Source organism: Lachnospiraceae bacterium JLR.KK008, assembly GCA_037015955.1.
Lineage (GTDB): Bacteria > Bacillota > Clostridia > Lachnospirales > Lachnospiraceae > VSOB01.
Genome location: CP143548.1, coordinates 2,811,773 through 2,828,211 on the forward strand (window position 1 = coordinate 2,811,773; position 16,439 = coordinate 2,828,211).

The window sequence follows — 16,439 nt, forward strand, 5'->3', positions numbered from 1 at the left end:
GGAAGAAACGGGGGACAAGCAACTGCAGTCCGGCAAGTCGCAAGTCCCCTTTTCTCCCTCTTCAAATAATTTCAGATTCTATTATTACTGCGCACTGACGATTGCGATCCACTCATCAATGTTCTCGGAAGTAATCCGGCCAATGCCGGTATCTACCATTGCCGGAAGCGTCATGCCCTGTGCTGCCTGATAAGCCATCAGAACCGCATACATGCCCTGCTCCTGAGGAAGTGTGGAAGAAGTTCCCGTGATCGTTCCCGTCTTGACATAATCCAGAATCTCAATCAGATTATCCATAGCCACGAATGTCACCTGATCCTGCATTCCTTTCTCTTCGATCGCAAGTGCCACACCGGAACCGCACGCATCACAGTTCAGATAACCGGTCAGATCCGGATTGGCTGCCAGAACAGCCGCTGCCTGAGACTGTGCCGTTTCAACGTTATCATTGTCAATACCGCCGTCAATCACTTCAATATCCGGATATTTTGCAAGTGCATCCAGATGCGCCTGGTATCTTTCCGCATGGTTGGGAGCGGACGGAGCGCCCTGCATAACCGCTACCTTTCCGGAAGTCCCCATCTCTTCGATCAGCATTTCAACCGCGATCTCAGCCTGCTCTGCGAAATCGTTTCCGACAGAGGTCAGTCCGCTTCCCTCCGGAGACGGTGCGTCAAACAAGATTACCGGAATGCCTCTCTCCTGAATTTCCTTGATAATATCAGCGCTGCCATCGTAATCCACCGGGTCCAGCAAGATTGCTGTCGGCGCCGTCGCCGCCGCCTGTTCCAGCGTGGAATTCTGCTCAGATACCTCTGCGGACTCCGGTGCGCGGTAGTCAATCTTCACTTCCACGCCAAGCTGTGCGGAGAGAAGGTCTGCTTCCTTCTGCGCACCCTTGTTTACCTCATCAAACCAGGCATGTACACATTTGGGAACTACAACAAACGTCATATCCTGAGCTTCTCCTACCGGCCCTGCTGCCGGAGCCTCCGCCGCCTGATCTGTCGGGGCCGCAGGTGTCTGCGCATTTTCCGCATTGCCGCTGGGAGCGGAACCACATGCCACCAGAGCGGCTGTCATTGCTACAGTCAATAACACTGCTAACAGTTTCTTTTTCATTTCATATTCCTCCTTCTTCTGTTTCATCCTGACTGTTCTTTCAGGATTGTTATCATTATACAGGAATGGTATTCTTATACAATGCGATGAAATTTAGAATCAGTAGGACAATTTTTAGAAGATCAGTCGATGCGAATGATCTGATCGGAGATGTCTTCCACATATTCTTCCCTGGTCTTTACGATAATCACGGAAATACCGCGTGCGGCAAATTTTTTAATATAATCTTTGACGATCTGTGTCCCCTTGATGTCGCAGAGAGCGAATGGCTCAAAAAGCACCAGCACTCTGGGATTGTAAATGCTCCAGCGTTCCAGTGTAATTCCAATCAGCACATTGATTCCCATTTCCTCCGCCTCCATACTCTGCAGGAGCTCTTCTTCCATCTCCATATTTTCCACTGCAATCCGGGGCATTCTGTGCGATGAAGCGATATATTCCATGGAAGAAATCTTGCACAGAGACGGGAGCAGCAGATTCTCTCCCACCGACATATGCGCAAAGATCTCTTCCCGGTTGCCAAGATGCCTGACCGACACGACCTTTTCGCGGATAAACAGATCGCAGCTCACATGCTGGTACTGTCGGCCATTCAGCACATACTCTATCCCCTCTGCAGTCTCTCTTCCCGCAAGCGTCATAAAGAGACGTTCCTTTTCCTTCCGGTCCAGCACAAGAAATGTGATGACATCGCCCCGCGCAAAGGCAAAATCCTTTCTCTGTCCGTCTGGCAGCCGTACTTTTCTCACCTGATAAACAATTTCCCTGTCATGGCCGTTCTCCGGCAGGAAGCCTTCCTGATTCCTCCTGTGAATGCCTGCCTCACTGCCCATCAGAAACCGCTCCAGATGTCCGCCGCTGCGGATATAACTCTTTGAACATTTTTTTACGATGCGGCCCTTATTAAAAATCACGTATTTATCCGATAGCAGAGACAGAATGAGGTTTGAATAACTGTTCACAATGACCGCCATCCCGTCCCGGATGACGTGCTTCATCGTCCGGGCAAACTCTTCCAACGCAGTGGCGTCCATACCCTCAAATTCGTCCTCGATGATCACGACTCTGGCGCCTTTGCGGTGTGCTTTTACAAGGTCGACAACGCGCTTTTCCAATTCTGTCAGTTCCCGCATCTTCCTTGTCACGTCAACGTCCAGATTCAGATCCTGAAAATACTGCCTCACTTCTGTCTCCAGCAGCTTTTCATATAAGAGCATACGCAGCCCCCCACAGTCTACAAGGCCGATATACTCTGCCACCGTCCAGTCGTCGATGACATAATTATCCGCTGCGATATGATATACCTTTTCCTGAAGCATTTTTCCTTCCGTGACTGTCTGTCCGCCGATGCAAATGCAGCTTCTTCCCATGTCCTCCTCCAGTGCTCCGTCAAGCAGCTGCACCAGAAGATCTTTTCCGGAATAAGTAAGCCCGAGAAACCCCACGCATTCACCTTCCAGAATGCACAATGAGATGTTCTCGAGCTTATTCATCAGACTATAATGATAATTCAGATTATTGATCCGCAATATCTCCTTTTTCATTCCTTTTCCCCCTCCCTCTTCCATCGTTCACGGGCATTGTGATCTCAACGTCCGTTCCCAGTCCTTCCGTACTGTATACATTGACACCATATTCCTCCCCGAACAGAATTTGAATTCTTTTGTGGATATTGGGAAGCGCGATCCCTGTATTGCGCTGTCCGTTCTCTTCTGCCTCCTCCAGCTGTACACCGCGCGAGCGGATTCTGGCGTTCAGCCGTTCCAGCTTCTCCTGCCCGATTCCTTTGCCATTGTCCGAGATCATCAGGATCAGATTCGCCTCCGTTACAACGACTTCGATCGTCACCCTGCCGCCTTCCAGCTTTTCCTCAAGTCCGTGAAAGATCGCATTCTCCACGACCGGCTGTATGATCAGTCTCGGAATCACAAAGTCATACGCCGCCTCATCCTCCTCATCGATGATAACCTCCATGGAAAAACGGTTGTTAAACCGGTACCTCTGGATAAGCATGTAGTTGTCGATATTGGCAAGCTCATCCCTCAGTGTTACCAGATTCCCTTTGCGACTGATACTATAACGAAAAAATGCCCCCAGTGCCTCAACCATACGGGCAATCTCCGTATTATCGTCCATAAGCGCCTGTCCGCGGATCGACTCGAGCGTATTGTATAAAAAATGCGGATTAATCTGACTTTGCAGGGCCGTCAGTTCAGTCTGCTTATTGAAGACTGCCGCCGAATTTTCCCTCGTCTTCCTGACTGCGTACCACTCCGCAACCTCCCTGACCTGCTCCATATAGGGAACTTTTTCCGCCAGTCCGAGAAATTCAATCTCCGTCCACGCCCTCTCGCCGAACTGTTCCAATGTCGCCTCAAACTTTGCGGCCGGCAGAAGCACGGCCATAATCTGAAACATAATAATCCCCAACTGCAAAACAAATACCGCCCCGATGATCCACGGAACGGTTATCCGACGGACAAAGATGACCAGCAGCAGCGCTGTGAGGAGAGCTTCTCCCAGCAATATCATGATTAATCTTTTTACCTGTCCCATGCGATTCCCCCTAAGAGTGCAGCTTCCGGTAAAGAACCGGTTTCACTCCCACTGTCTTCGTAAAAGTCTGACTGAAATATCTGGAATCCCTGTAGCCCACCCGTTCTGCAATCGCCGCGATCGTCTCATTCGTATCGCGAAGCATCTCCTTTGCCTTATTCATGCGGATGTCCACCAGATATGAGCTGAAATTAAAGCCCGTCTCCTTCTTGAAAAGTACACTGAAATAGACCGGATTTAAGTTTACAATCGCCGCTAGATCTTCCAGAACAATCTTATCCCCATAGTGTTCGTCGATATACTGCTGCGCCTGTCGGATCGGCTTCATAAATTCTGTCTCCACAGCCGTCCGGCTGGCATCCAGATATTCCCCAAGCGTCGTCTTCAGCAAGTTTTTCAGACCCGGAATCGTATAACAGTGCTGACAGCTGGAAAGCAGCTTCTTTCTCAACTGTCTCGACTCATCCGACTGCATATCGATATGTTCGAAGAAGTAACCGATCAGCGATTCCGCCAAATCATAACAGTAGGAAAAGTCCAGATCATCCTGCATGACAAACTCACTGTAAATGTGGTTGATGCACTGCTCCAGGCTCCTTCTGGAGTATGATTCGATGCTTGCCATCACACTGTCCGCATAGGTTTCCTCCAATCCCGGCGATTCTGCGCCCCGTCTGCCCGCGATCGCATCCGCGTAGATCAGTCTGCCGCTTCCCAGCTTGATTCGGTTCCCGGCCGCCCGGTAGGCTTCCTTTATCGAAAATCGAATCTCCCCAAACGCCGTCCGCTCAGTTCCCACGCCGATCGTCACCTCATATTGCTCAAATCCAATCAGACATTCCTTGATCTCGGACAAAATATCATTGATACAGTTCCTGATGTCCTTCGATTTCCCATAATCATAATTAAAGAGACAATAGATATGTAGATTTTCTTTCTCACAGATCAACGTCTCCTCCGCTGTCGTATGAAGAATCGTCTCGACAATGGACACAACTTTTTCCACCGTCAGTTTGTCCTGCTTTTTGTCATGTTTATTATAGTCCGCATAATCGAGTTTGATGTCGATCCCCCGATAGACTTCACCATCCATCGAGACATTAAAGTCCCCGGCTTCTACCTCATCCTCCTGCTCAATGATATTTTTTAGAAAATCCCGCTTGATAATATGGCGGCTCTCCGACACCGTCTCCTGCAGCTCCATCTGCTCTAACGACTGCTGCTGGCGCTCTGTGAACTCAGCGTGAATCTTCTGCATCACCTCGTTGAGCTCGTTTTCGTTGATCGGCTTGAGCAGATAGTTGTCCACCCCATACTGTAATGCCTGGTGCGCATATTCGAACTCTTTATAGCCACTGATAACCACAAACTTCATATCCTTGTATAGTCCGGCTACCATACCGATCAGATCAAGGCCGCTGATTCTCGGCATCCGGATGTCCGTGATAAGCACATCCGGATGTTTATCATGTATGATTCTCAAAGCGGTCTCTCCATTGTCGACCAGACCGATACATTCCATGTTACACTCTTCCCAGCGGATCAGCTTCCTGATCAGCATTCCGATCCTGAACTCGTCATCGACGATCAGCACACGCCATGTTTTCTTCTGCATCTTCCGCTCCTTTTCTCCAAATTTCTTCAAATATTGCTAAGCGATAATCTCCCTGTCTGTTCTATTCTAACATTATCCTCTGTAAATGAAAATGGAAGCATCTCTATTTTATGGAAATGCTTCCCGCTGTTCCTCTATAACCACACAAACTATCAGATACTTTTGAACACATCAGGAAAATCCAAAAAATAATTAAAATTGCTGCCACAGATCATTCCTCCGGATAAACTTTCCAGACAAAAATGTCGATATTATTTTATAACGCGCAGTAAACGGATGTACTGCGGACGGCAGGGACAACAGTGTTTTATTTCGGTCAGGGAGGATACGATATGAACAATATGATGATAGGAAAGGGAATTGTCAGTATATCAAGGACCAGCTATACGAAGGGCAACCGTCATATAACAAAACTCACTTTCAAAAGAGCGGATGGAAGCGACGCCGGATCGATCAGCATCACCAAATCAGTGGCGCAGAAGAAAAAACGTCTGCAATATAATTTTAAGCAGATTTCCAATATGCTCTTAATGACCAAGACTTCCAACAGTGCAGGCAGGGTTGTAACAAAAGCCCGGGCAAATGTGGCAATGCTGCAGCGAAAATTAAAGATCGGCGAGTACGATGACCAGGAGCTGCAAAGCGCTATCGTCCATGCAAAAAAATTAGAACGTATCGCCAAAAAACGGATGCGTCATCTGAAAGAGGAAGAGAAGGCACAGCGGGAAGGCGAATGTACGGATGAATTGGAAAGGAAACCGGATGAAGTCCGGGAAGAGGAGGACGCGAAACAGGCGGATGCAGATACAAAGCAGTCGGAGAGCGAACGGGAGCAGGAGCTGACGCAGGAAGAGCTGAAACAACTCATGCGGCAGATGAACCGGCTGATGGAAGAGACGATCCAGCAGCTCGACGAGATCACGGAACTTGACGAACTGGCAGATGAGCTTGTGGGCGCCGTCCCCAGACATATGGACAAAGAAGATCTGGAACGTCTGAAGAAAAAACACAGACTTGATGAAATGCGGGAGATTGTAGAAGCCGATATGAAATATCTCAAAGCCCTGTTCGGCAGACTGGAAAGAGAAAAGCAGGCTGCCGCCAGCGGTTCCTCCTCCGGCAATTACGGCAATTACGGCAGCACTTACGATTCCGGCGGCGTCTCTCTACAGCTCTCTGATATGCCGGTCCCGGTGCAGACCGCAGAAGCGCCCGTCCTTACTGAGGGCGGAACGATCGATGTCTCCGTATGAGTATCACCAGAAAAATCAGGGCCAAATAAGAAAAAGCGGGAAAGAAAGAAATTCTTCCCGCTTTTATCGCTTATTCCCCCGTCGTCAGGATCTCTACCGCTCTCTCCAACTGATTGTCATAACCGCTCTCCAGATACTGTTCATAGTCCATTTCCAGTTCTTCATCCGGTTCGATGCCAATCTCATGAATGTTGTTTCCTTTGGGCGTGTAATATTTACTCGTCGTCAGCTTCACTGCTGATCCGTCAGACAACCCCAGATACTTCTGTACGATGCCTTTACCAAACGTCGTGGTCCCCAGCAATTTGCCCTTGTCGTAGTCTTTGATCGCGCCGGCCAGTACTTCGGATGCACTGGCGCTTCCGCCATTGACAAGCACTACCATCGGCACTGTCAGCTCATTTTCACCGTCACAGTTATAATCCTGTCGTTCTCCCGCTTTATCCTCCGTATATACGACCAATCCTTTCGGCAGAATCCGTCTCGCCACATCAATGACCGCCGCCAGATTGCCACCCGGATTGTCCCGCAGATCAAGCACCAGTCCGAGCATTCCCGCACCTTTGGCCGTCGCCAGCGCGTCGGTAAACTGATCTACCGTAACTTTATCAAATTCAGTGATACGGATGTACGCAATCTTATCCCGCAGCATCTCATAAGTTACCGTCTGCTTCGGCACCTCCCTGCGTTCGACTTCGATCTCGCGCGCCTCCGTCTCACCTTCCCGCATGATCGTGAGCACGACTTTCGTCCCCTCTTCTCCTTTGATCAATGCAACGACTTCGTCCAGTCCCATGTCTTTTGTATATTGTCCGTCTACTTTGACGATCAGATCGCCCTCCTGCAGACCGCTCTCCAGTGCAGGACTATCTGCAAAGATCTCCCCGAGACGGGCAAAGCCCATCTCCGAGTCATACTTCACATAGGCGCCGATCCCATAATACACACCATCCATCTTTTCCTGCTGTTCCTGCATCTCTTCCGCTGAGAAATAGGCGGAATAGGGATCGTCGAGAGAGTTGATCAGACCTTCATATATGCCGTTCTCCATCGTCTTACTGTCCACCATCTCAAGGGCATAGTGCTCCTCGATAATGTCCTCTATGAGCTGGAGTTTTTGCATCGTCCTGGCATTGACAACTTCTTCCTCCTGCGCAGGCTCTCCGCCTCCGTTATGCGCTTTCCACACTTCTACCGCTTCCCGGCCCGCATACGTGGCTCCCATGATAATGACCGAAAGAAATAACCCCGTGATCAGTCCGTTAATAAATTTTCTTTTCTCAGACATTTTGTACCATTCCCGCCGTTTCCTCTAACATGATTTTATTCTCTATGATGACAGATAATTCCACGGACTTACGTAACTGCCATTTAATCGCACGCTGAAATGCAGATGCGGGCCTGTGGAGCGGCCGGTCGAGCCGACGGCTGCGATCTGATCCCCCTTGGAAACATGTGCCCCTTTAGACACATACAGAGCAGAAGCGTGCATATAGATCGTATACAGCTCGTCCCCGTGATCGATCATCACATAATTACCCATACTGCCATTGTAATCTGCAGCCACCACTTCCCCATCATAAGCCGCCAGAATCGGGGAGCCGCTCGGCGCTGCCATATCCACCCCGTTATGGAACTGCTGTACCCCCAGCGTCGGATGAATTCGGTTCCCGTAATCATCCGAGATTCTTTTATAAGAAGGCGCCGGCCATTTAAACTTTCCACCGTCATACTTCGGTCTGTTGGCTTCCTCCAGCCTTTTCCTGTCCGCAGCCACCGCTTGTTCCAACGCAGCGATCGTGGCATTCTGTGCGGCAATCTCCGCCTCATATTCTTTTACGACCTGCGATTTATTGTTAATGTCCGCCTCGTAAGCCTTGATCTCTTTCTCTTTTGAGACGATCAGGGCATTGACCGCCTCCTGCTCTTCCTCCACCGCTTCTTTGGCCGCATCCAAAACAATCTTTTCCGCTTCCAGTTCTTCCTTAAATTCTGCGACCTTCCGCTTTGTCTCCTGATATTCCTGCAGCTTCTTTCTGTCATACGCCATGATTTTTTCGATATACTCCGTACGAGTCATCATGTCGCCCAGGCTGCCCGATGTAAAAAGCAGATCCAGGTAAAATTCCTGTCCCTGCTCATACATGAATTTCACTCTCTGTTTCATTGCGGCATACTGTTCTTCCTCCACGGCCACAGCCTCTTCCAAAGCCGCCTCTGTCGTCTCGATCTCCTGCTCTTTCTCGGTGATCAGCTCCTTCAGCTCCGTGATCTTTTTCTCTATCTCTTCCAGGTTGGCATCAAGTTTCGCCACATAATCCTCAAGATTTTTCTGTGAGTTTTCCAGTTCCGCCACCAATTTCTTTACATCTGTCAGTCCCGATTGGAGGGCCGCTTTCTGTTTCTCCGCTTCTCCGATGGCAGACTGCTTTTCCTTGATGCTGTTCTCTATTTTATCCTTATCATCCGCAGAGCTGACTGAGGCAGGCCAGACCATTCCTGCCAGCAGAAAAACAATAAACAATACTGCAATTTTTCTCTGCCTCTTTCCCATGCTGCTCTCCATCGTATCCCAATCCTACACCTTTAAATGTTTTCTCACCGTCACAATACTGCCAAAAAAACCGATACCGACACCGATACCAACAGAGACCGGCATCAGCGTCGAATAAATTGTCTCCACCGGCAGGAAATTCAGCAGACCGGACAGGATCTGGAATCTTTCACCGATATACACAATCACATTCGTATAAATATAGTAGATCGATACGAGCGGAACGATCGACCCAAGCAGCCCGATCAGAATTCCTTCAATGACAAAAGGAGATCTGACAAAAAAATCGGTAGCGCCAATATATTTCATAATATTGATCTCTTCTTTTCTGACAGAGATCCCGATCATAACCGTGTTGCTGATGAGGAAGATCGACACCGCCAGTAAGATAAAGATAATGCCGATAGAGACATAACCGATCAGTATATTGATGCCGCTCAGCGCGTTCGCTGTGATCTCCGATTTATTGACAAGCCGCACACCATCAATAGACTCCAGATATGTGACAAGCGCGCTCTGCATCGACACATCGCTCAGATAAATTTCGTAATTCGCAGAATCAGCCAGAGGATTTTCCGTAAAGCCCTCAGAATACTCTCCCAGATATTCCACTTTAAATTCTTCCCACACTTCCTCTGCGGATTTGAACTTCACTTCTCTGACTTCCACACGCTTTTGAATCATCTCCCCGATTTCTCTGATCCGCGCATCCTCAAGCCCTTCGTCAAAAAATACGGTGACGGAAACTCCTTCCTCCGCAGTTTTTACGATGTGCTGAAAGTTCGTCAAAATGGCATAAAAAATGCCGAGCAGAAACAGACAGGCGGATATGGTTGCAACCGATGCGAGCGAGAACCATTTGTTTCTTATAATGTTGATAAATCCCTGTCTTATCGTATAAAAAAGTGTACTAATCCTCATCGATATAACCGCCTTTTTCCTCATCGCTGACGATGACTCCCTTTTTCATCGTAACGACTCTTTTCTTCATGGCATTTACGATCTCTCTGTTGTGGGTGACGACAAGTACTGTCGTTCCCGTTTCATTGATCTCTTCCAGCAGCTTCATGATTTCCCACGAGTTCTTGGGGTCCAGATTACCTGTCGGCTCGTCTGCCAGCAAAATAGACGGCTTATTGATCAGCGCCCTCGCCAGCGCCACCCGCTGCTGTTCTCCGCCGGAAAGCTGCTTTGGTTTGGCCTTATACTTCCCGGCAAGTCCTACGATCGACAGGATCGCCGGTACATTTTTCTTGATTTCTCTCGTTGGCACCTGGATGATACGCTGTGCAAAAGCAACGTTCTCATATACGTTCCGGTCCTTCAAAAGACGGAAATCCTGAAACACGATGCCAAGATTACGCCGGAACTTCGGTATTTTGCGATGACGCAGACGAACGACATCCTCGCCGTTCACCCATACGCCGCCGGACGTAGGAGTCAGTTCCCGCAGCAATAATTTGATCAGGGTAGACTTGCCCGAGCCGCTGTCTCCCACGAAAAAAACAAATTCACCCTTGCGGATTCTGATACTGACACCGTTCAATGCAGGCGCTCCCGTGGAATAGGATTTGCTCACATTGTCCAGCACGATAATATCTCTCGCCTCCGCCGTACTTCTTTTGGCTCTTCTCTTTCCTGCCAATTTGTTCACCTCTGCCTGTATCTCTTTTTCCTGTTTAATAATCAAATGTTTCCATGTACTTCATATATTTTACGACCATAAGCGCGATCTTAAAGGTAATGGCATCCTCAAAGACACGCAGATCCAGTCCGGTACTTTTCTGCAGCTTATCCAGCCGATATACGAGTGTGTTTCTGTGAATAAACAACTGCCTGGAAGTCTCAGACACATTGAGACTGTTTTCAAAAAACTTATTGATCGTTGTCAACGTCTCTTCGTCAAAATCATCGGGATTTTTGCCGTCGAAGATTTCTTTGATAAACATTTTGCAGAGCGGAATCGGAAGCTGATAGATCAGCCGTCCGATGCCAAGCTCACTGTATGCGATAATATTTCTCTCACTGAAAAAGATCTTTCCCACATCCAGAGCCATTTTCGCTTCCTTGTAGGAACGGCTCACTTCTTTGATCTCTCCTATAATAGTACCATAAGCGATATGTACATTGCCAATACCTTCTTTTTCCAGACAGGCTGCAATCTCCGAGGCCTCTCTGTCGATCTCGGCATTCCCTTCCCCGTCTCCCAGCTCTTTGACGACGATCGCGTTGTTTTCATCTACCGCAGTCACAAAATCTTTTCCCGCATTTCCTTTGAGATTTCTGATTATCTCCAGTACATTGCTGTCTTTTACATTCTCTGCCTCCACAACGATCACGACACGCCTTACATCGGCGGCAATGTGCAGCTTCTTGGAACGACTGTAAATATCCACCAGCAGAAAATTATCCAATAGAAGATTTTTGATAAAATTGTCTTTATCAAAACGTTCTTTATAGGCAGTCAGAAGGTTCTGGATCTGGAAAGCCACCATCTTCCCTACCATATACAGATCTTCCCCGGCTCCGCCCGCGACAAGAATATATTCTAATTGCTGCTCGTCGTAAATTTTAAAAAACTGGCAGCCCTGTACTTCCTGGCTGTCAGCCGGAGACTTGACGAATTCCAGCGCTGGCGCCTCAAGCTCGCTCATATTGTCGGTCGTCGTAGCAGCCACCTTTCCATCGGTGTCGATCACGCTAAATTCTACACGGGAAATCGCTTTCAGCCCTTCGATTGTGTTTTGTAAGATCTGATTTGAAATCATCGCATCCACCCCTTCTCTTTTTCCTATGCAAAATGTACAACATATATATTGAAAATTATTTTTTCCTGCCGTGCCCTTTCTCCATTTTAATATAGTTTACCAAATAAATCTACAGGAAATCTTACTTATTTTATGCGATATTACACTTTTTACTTTTTTTCCCGTTTTTTATATTATCAGCAACCTGCACAATGAAAAAATAGAATTGGCATAAAGGGGGAATGTTGAAAAAAGACGGAAATCTAAGACTCCGTCTTCTCCTGACTCTCATATTGATGTATTTTTCTCTGAAAAACCTTTCTCTGCAATTTCCGGAAAAGGGCCGCCGCTGCCTTCTCTTCTCCTCCCAGAACCAGATCTCCCTTGTGCAGTCCGACCCAAATGTCCGCATTGATCTTGTCCCGATTATAATAAAGAAACGCTTCCTGTCTCGGATAAGCAAGTAATGACAATACTGCTCCCGGTGCCTTGTCATTAATGTCATTGATCACCGCATCTGCGCCGCTTTCTTCCTCTTCCTCCTCGAAAATACGAGTACCAACGATATCCGCCGTCCTCTGGAATCTCCCCAGTTCCGACTCCAGCACTCTCATATTGTCTACCGAATCAGAAAGGAGATAGAGCGTGCGCCCTTCGCAGGCGAGCTTGCGCAAAAGTTCTTTCAAAAAAATGTTGTTCTCTATTTCTTTTAAATATTTGCGTGTCGTGACGCCTGCTGCGCGGGCGATCGCCGCATCACAATACACTACTATATTTATATTCTCCAGCCATTGCCTCTGCTCCAAGTCCTGCTGCGCGTTCATCAGTATCTGCGCAGAGACATAGACGATCGTATTCAATTTACCACTTCTCAGATATGCGTCCACAAGCCTCATTTTTTCACGCAATGTATAGTCCCGCAGGCGCAATCCCAAAATATTTATTTCTCTCATCTTCCTACTTCATCATTCTATAATAAAACCGCATCTGCCACCATAAAGGCAATGCTCAGCAGCGTCGCTATCACAAAAGGAATCGTAATCATCTTACCTTTTTTATCGCGGCGCAAAGTCCAGATCTGCCTCAGCCGTGGCAGCCGATTCTCATTTTTGGCGATCCCTATGAGCACACACACTGCGATCGCGGTCGCACCGGCCGCGAGTACCACAGAAACCCCAATGCTGTAAATCATGGAATCCATATACGCCTGCCCCTGCAGCGGTTCGCTCACAAGCGCCTCCTGCATCAGATGATCTGCCAGATACATCAGGCACACACTGTACCCGTTAAATATGACATGATATATGATCGAAGCCCAGATACTGCCTGTCACTTCCACGAGCAGTACAAGCATAACGCCAATTACAAAAGCGTACGCCGCCTGATTAAAATTCATATGCCCCAACGCGAAAAGCAGTGCAGAAAAGACGGCTGCCTGTACGACCGTCCCCGATCGCCGATAACCTTTGTACACAATCCCCCGGAACACGATCTCTTCGCATACCGGCGCACTGATCCCAACAAAAAAGAATGACACGAGAAAGGGGATCTCCAGCACCTGCCCACTCATCTCCGCCACCGTGTTTTCCACAAAAAACATGGAAAATGCGTTGATCAGTGTCGTAAGCGGCATTGTCAGAAACGTAAACAGGACAATCATTGCCGCCGTCGACCATTTGATCCGATGAAACCCGATCGTCTCTCTCCAGCCGTCACCGGAAAGTCCGAGAACGGTAAACGCGGGAACGACAATGATCGCGCTGCTGACAATAAAATTCGTAATGATACCCATCGTAAATACATAACGAAAAACAACCATTAATACTACAATAAAAATATGCAGTAGAATGGTTGTTAAAAAGAACCAATTTACTTTTTTGCTGTTCATTCTTTACGCCTAGCTTTCCATCATAAAGTTTACCAGTTTTGTAATATCATCCGGTTCATAAGCAAGAATTTCCAGCTCTGAGATCGTTCCGTCAGAAAAAATATTGGCCATGGAAACATACTGGGACAACTTCGATTTCAGGTTCAGTCTGTCTCCTTCTCCTGTGACCAGCTCTACACGGCCCGCACAGCTATCGATTACTTTAAAGAACTTATCAATGTCTTTAATATTCTGTACTTTCATGTTATCATCTCCTTTCTTTCTATTCCAGATTATACATAAATTTGAAAAAAATGCAAGTCTAATATTTATTTTTCATTTTCCCGTCACAGAATTTTTATAATTGACGACTCCGTGATTCTGACTTTTCCCTCTTTTAAAAGATGCCCGACTGCCCGTTTAAACTCGTTTTTACTCATCTGCATCTCCCTGCGTATCACTTCGGGACTTGCCTTGTCATTAAAGGGAAGCGCACCGTCATAACTGTCGATGACCTGCATGACTTTCCCGGCATCTGTGCCAATCTGCAGGTACGCCTTTTCCCGCAGGCTCAGATCCAGCTTCCCGTCTTCTTTCACACCCGTGACCCTGGCACTGACACGATCCCCGATTCGGACATCCCCATACAGTTCTCTCTTGGGAATCAGCGCAGAGTACCTGTTGTCTACCGCCACAAAAGCGCCAAATTCCCTGCTGATCTGATATACCGTGCCCTCTACCCGGTCATCCTTCGCATAGGAGCTGTCTGTTTGCAGATATTCATATACGTTCATTGTCGCGCACAGACGGCTGCTCTTATCAATATACAGCGCCACAAGCACGGTCTGCCCCTCTTTCACCCGGTCCGTCTGCTCCCGAAACGGTAAGAGCAGATCTTTCTCAAGGCCCCAGTCCAGAAATGCGCCGATCTTGCCCACCTGCGCCACCCTGAGAAGTCCGACCTCATGCAGCGCGATCTCCGGCATTCTCACTGTTGCGATCATCCTGTCCTTCGAATCTTTGTAGAGAAATACTGCAATCTCATCTCCTGTCTCCGTTCCCTCCGGCACCTGTTTTCCCGGAAGCAGTACCTTCTCCTGTTCCGCTTGATCCCTGTTCTCCGCCAGATATACGCCAAATGCTACCTTTTTTACGACGACGAGCGTCTGTCTTTCTCCTAACCGCAACATAATTGTCTGTCCGTCCTTTCCGTACTGATTCAAATTTTATTCACATGTAAACTCCACCACCGCAAACGGTTCCTTCTGCTCGCCGCACAGAGCGATCACATACAGGCCGTTTGTCTCTGACACCCTGGGAAGCACCAGGTCCCCGAGATGTGCCTGCTTTTTATACTCCGCACGCATCTGCCGAATCCTTGCCTCCTCCGGCACATATTGGGAAGCCATCTTCACATACTGCGCATTGTTGACATGATGATTGCTGTCGAGATGCTGTCTTGTCACCCGGAAACTCTCCTCCCAGCTCCCGGACACCGCCCCTTCTATCTTCCTTGGCGCATAATCCATCGGGAGTTTTTCGGACAACACATATTTCTCAATCATCTCCTGCGTGGCCTTTACCGGTTTCATTGTGTTCGTATCCAGAAGCGTCCAGATCGCATTGGCATATGCCATCCGCTTTCCATCCGCTCTGTCCATCACGTAATTGCGGTAGCCCATAAACCCTTTAAAGCCGTACGGAAACGTTCCCGTTATGATTTCTTCCCCAAGACGGGGATATTCCTCCACAACGATCTGCCATGCCATCAGCATCCACGCCATATGACTTTCCTGCAGATACCTTACCCCCAGTCCGAGCTCTTCCGACTGAAACGTGCCGCAATCCTGAAAATAATCCGTGATCGCCGGAAGCGTCAGACGCTCCTCGCTGTCTGTCTCACTGTAACGCACTCTGCCGCTAAACGTATACATGACATCTCCTCCTGCATGTCCCTGCCTCGTTAAACTGTTTCTTATTGTAGCACGACCATGAAAAAAAGGAAAGAGTGACATTCTTTCCCGGAATGGCATTCTCTCCTTTTTATTTTTAAACTCTTTTCCTCACGCTCCCAGCAGTTCCCCGATCCCCTCTGCCATCGCTTCTAATATAATATAGCAGGAGCAGGAACCTGCATCAAGCACGCCTCTGGAACGCTCTCCCAGGCGGCTCGAGCGTCCGTACTTCGCCGCCAGCTCTTTGGTCGAGTCTCTTCCCGCAAGCGCTGCCGCTTTCATATGTTCCAGCGCCTGTGCAAAATCCGTTCCGGCTTCCGCATCCTTTTTCAGTGATTCCACAGCCGGGGCAAGTGTATCGACAAGTGTTTTATCGCCCACACGCGCATCCACAATCTCCAGCAGACCTTCCAGACCCGCATTCAGATACTCCGCCAGATCCGCAAGTCCGATCTCTTCTTTGCCGCTCTCATCCGCCGCATCGCCCATATCGGTGAGAATCGTCCCGTAGATCGGTCCCATGGAACCGCCGATCTCATTCATCAGGATCATGCCAAGCTCATTTAACCCTTCCGAAAAAGAAAACTCCTGTCCGGCAAACCGTTCCTCAAACACGGAAAATCCCTTGTTCATGTTCATGCCATGATCGCCGTCCCCGATCAGTCCGTCCACTTCTCCGAGGAAATCTTTATTCTCCTGAATCCCCCTTACCATTTTCAGCAAAACGCTTTTGCCGTCCGCATTGAAAAATGTCTCTTTCATCGCGCTCC

16 protein-coding genes are annotated in these 16,439 nt (G+C 48.3%); 1 reads left to right on the forward strand and 15 read right to left on the reverse strand.

The window, feature by feature from the left end; translation table 11 throughout:
- Window positions 1–84: 84 nt before the first annotated feature.
- The 4 genes from V1224_13850 to V1224_13865 all read right to left on the reverse strand — a co-directional run bounded on the left by V1224_13850 (window position 85) and on the right by V1224_13865 (window position 5,323).
- Complete coding sequence (locus V1224_13850; GenBank protein WWR15542.1) at window positions 85–1,149, reverse strand: substrate-binding domain-containing protein; 1,065 nt, start codon at window positions 1,147–1,149, stop codon at window positions 85–87.
- Window positions 1,150–1,244: 95 nt separating this feature from the next.
- Window positions 1,245–2,666 carry an ATP-binding cassette domain-containing protein gene (locus V1224_13855; GenBank protein ID WWR15543.1) on the reverse strand — a complete coding sequence of 474 codons (1,422 nt, stop codon included), beginning with the start codon at window positions 2,664–2,666 and terminating at the stop codon, window positions 1,245–1,247.
- Window positions 2,638–3,678 (reverse strand): sensor histidine kinase, encoded by a 1,041-nt coding sequence (locus tag V1224_13860; protein WWR15544.1) that lies wholly within the window; start codon window positions 3,676–3,678, stop codon window positions 2,638–2,640. The genes V1224_13855 and V1224_13860 overlap by 29 nt, the downstream gene beginning before the upstream one ends.
- Window positions 3,679–3,688: 10 nt before the next feature.
- Window positions 3,689–5,323 (reverse strand): response regulator, encoded by a 1,635-nt coding sequence (locus V1224_13865; protein WWR15545.1) that lies wholly within the window; start codon window positions 5,321–5,323, stop codon window positions 3,689–3,691.
- A 302-nt stretch (window positions 5,324–5,625) separates the two neighbouring features.
- Here V1224_13865 and V1224_13870 point away from each other — a divergent pair, with 302 nt between their 5' ends.
- Window positions 5,626–6,546 (forward strand): hypothetical protein, encoded by a 921-nt coding sequence (locus V1224_13870; GenBank protein WWR15546.1) that lies wholly within the window; start codon window positions 5,626–5,628, stop codon window positions 6,544–6,546.
- A 70-nt stretch (window positions 6,547–6,616) separates the two neighbouring features.
- Here the strand turns inward: V1224_13870 and V1224_13875 are convergent, their stop codons facing one another.
- From V1224_13875 to dhaL, 11 genes are all read right to left on the reverse strand, one after another.
- Window positions 6,617–7,834, reverse strand: coding sequence for a S41 family peptidase (locus V1224_13875; GenBank protein ID WWR15547.1), 1,218 nt, complete (start codon window positions 7,832–7,834; stop codon window positions 6,617–6,619).
- A 42-nt stretch (window positions 7,835–7,876) separates the two neighbouring features.
- Window positions 7,877–9,100: a peptidoglycan DD-metalloendopeptidase family protein gene (locus V1224_13880; GenBank protein ID WWR15548.1), complete on the reverse strand. Its 1,224-nt coding sequence runs from the start codon at window positions 9,098–9,100 to the stop codon at window positions 7,877–7,879.
- Window positions 9,101–9,124: 24 nt separating this feature from the next.
- Complete coding sequence (gene ftsX, locus V1224_13885; GenBank protein WWR15549.1) at window positions 9,125–10,021, reverse strand: permease-like cell division protein FtsX; 897 nt, start codon at window positions 10,019–10,021, stop codon at window positions 9,125–9,127.
- Complete coding sequence (ftsE, locus tag V1224_13890) at window positions 10,011–10,697, reverse strand: cell division ATP-binding protein FtsE (GenBank protein ID WWR17493.1); 687 nt, start codon at window positions 10,695–10,697, stop codon at window positions 10,011–10,013. The genes ftsX and ftsE overlap by 11 nt, the downstream gene beginning before the upstream one ends.
- 82 nt (window positions 10,698–10,779) lie before the next feature.
- Window positions 10,780–11,868 carry a helix-turn-helix domain-containing protein gene (locus V1224_13895; GenBank protein ID WWR15550.1) on the reverse strand — a complete coding sequence of 363 codons (1,089 nt, stop codon included), beginning with the start codon at window positions 11,866–11,868 and terminating at the stop codon, window positions 10,780–10,782.
- A 242-nt stretch (window positions 11,869–12,110) separates the two neighbouring features.
- Window positions 12,111–12,800: a WecB/TagA/CpsF family glycosyltransferase gene (locus tag V1224_13900; GenBank protein WWR15551.1), complete on the reverse strand. Its 690-nt coding sequence runs from the start codon at window positions 12,798–12,800 to the stop codon at window positions 12,111–12,113.
- Between the two features lie 17 nt (window positions 12,801–12,817).
- Window positions 12,818–13,666 (reverse strand): CPBP family intramembrane glutamic endopeptidase, encoded by an 849-nt coding sequence (locus V1224_13905; protein ID WWR15552.1) that lies wholly within the window; start codon window positions 13,664–13,666, stop codon window positions 12,818–12,820.
- Window positions 13,667–13,744: 78 nt separating this feature from the next.
- On the reverse strand, window positions 13,745–13,978 hold the full coding sequence (locus V1224_13910; protein WWR15553.1) for a polya polymerase: 234 nt from the start codon (window positions 13,976–13,978) through the stop codon (window positions 13,745–13,747).
- An 83-nt stretch (window positions 13,979–14,061) separates the two neighbouring features.
- On the reverse strand, window positions 14,062–14,904 hold the full coding sequence (locus V1224_13915) for a S1-like domain-containing RNA-binding protein (GenBank protein ID WWR15554.1): 843 nt from the start codon (window positions 14,902–14,904) through the stop codon (window positions 14,062–14,064).
- A gap of 36 nt (window positions 14,905–14,940) precedes the next feature.
- The gene (locus tag V1224_13920) at window positions 14,941–15,648 is read right to left on the reverse strand and encodes an acyl-ACP thioesterase domain-containing protein (protein ID WWR15555.1); all 708 of its coding nucleotides are present in this window, start codon (window positions 15,646–15,648) and stop codon (window positions 14,941–14,943) included.
- Between the two features lie 129 nt (window positions 15,649–15,777).
- Window positions 15,778–16,431 carry a dihydroxyacetone kinase subunit DhaL gene (dhaL, locus tag V1224_13925; GenBank protein WWR15556.1) on the reverse strand — a complete coding sequence of 218 codons (654 nt, stop codon included), beginning with the start codon at window positions 16,429–16,431 and terminating at the stop codon, window positions 15,778–15,780.
- Window positions 16,432–16,439: the final 8 nt, after the last annotated feature.

Bases quoted from the DNA above. Each gene is read 5' to 3' on its own strand.
- V1224_13850 (WWR15542.1), bottom strand. From the start codon at position 1,149: ATGAAACAGAAGAAGGAGGAATATGAAATGAAAAAGAAACTGTTAGCA.
- V1224_13855 (WWR15543.1), bottom strand. From the start codon at position 2,666: ATGAAAAAGGAGATATTGCGGATCAATAATCTGAATTATCATTATAGT.
- V1224_13860 (WWR15544.1), bottom strand. From the start codon at position 3,678: ATGGGACAGGTAAAAAGATTAATCATGATATTGCTGGGAGAAGCTCTC.
- V1224_13870 (WWR15546.1), top strand. From the start codon at position 5,626: ATGAACAATATGATGATAGGAAAGGGAATTGTCAGTATATCAAGGACC.
- V1224_13875 (WWR15547.1), bottom strand. From the start codon at position 7,834: ATGTCTGAGAAAAGAAAATTTATTAACGGACTGATCACGGGGTTATTT.
- V1224_13880 (WWR15548.1), bottom strand. From the start codon at position 9,100: ATGGGAAAGAGGCAGAGAAAAATTGCAGTATTGTTTATTGTTTTTCTG.
- ftsX (WWR15549.1), bottom strand. From the start codon at position 10,021: ATGAGGATTAGTACACTTTTTTATACGATAAGACAGGGATTTATCAAC.
- V1224_13895 (WWR15550.1), bottom strand. From the start codon at position 11,868: ATGATTTCAAATCAGATCTTACAAAACACAATCGAAGGGCTGAAAGCG.
- V1224_13900 (WWR15551.1), bottom strand. From the start codon at position 12,800: ATGAGAGAAATAAATATTTTGGGATTGCGCCTGCGGGACTATACATTG.
- V1224_13905 (WWR15552.1), bottom strand. From the start codon at position 13,666: ATGGTTGTTTTTCGTTATGTATTTACGATGGGTATCATTACGAATTTT.
- V1224_13910 (WWR15553.1), bottom strand. From the start codon at position 13,978: ATGAAAGTACAGAATATTAAAGACATTGATAAGTTCTTTAAAGTAATC.
- V1224_13915 (WWR15554.1), bottom strand. From the start codon at position 14,904: ATGTTGCGGTTAGGAGAAAGACAGACGCTCGTCGTCGTAAAAAAGGTA.
- V1224_13920 (WWR15555.1), bottom strand. From the start codon at position 15,648: ATGTATACGTTTAGCGGCAGAGTGCGTTACAGTGAGACAGACAGCGAG.
- dhaL (WWR15556.1), bottom strand. From the start codon at position 16,431: ATGAAAGAGACATTTTTCAATGCGGACGGCAAAAGCGTTTTGCTGAAA.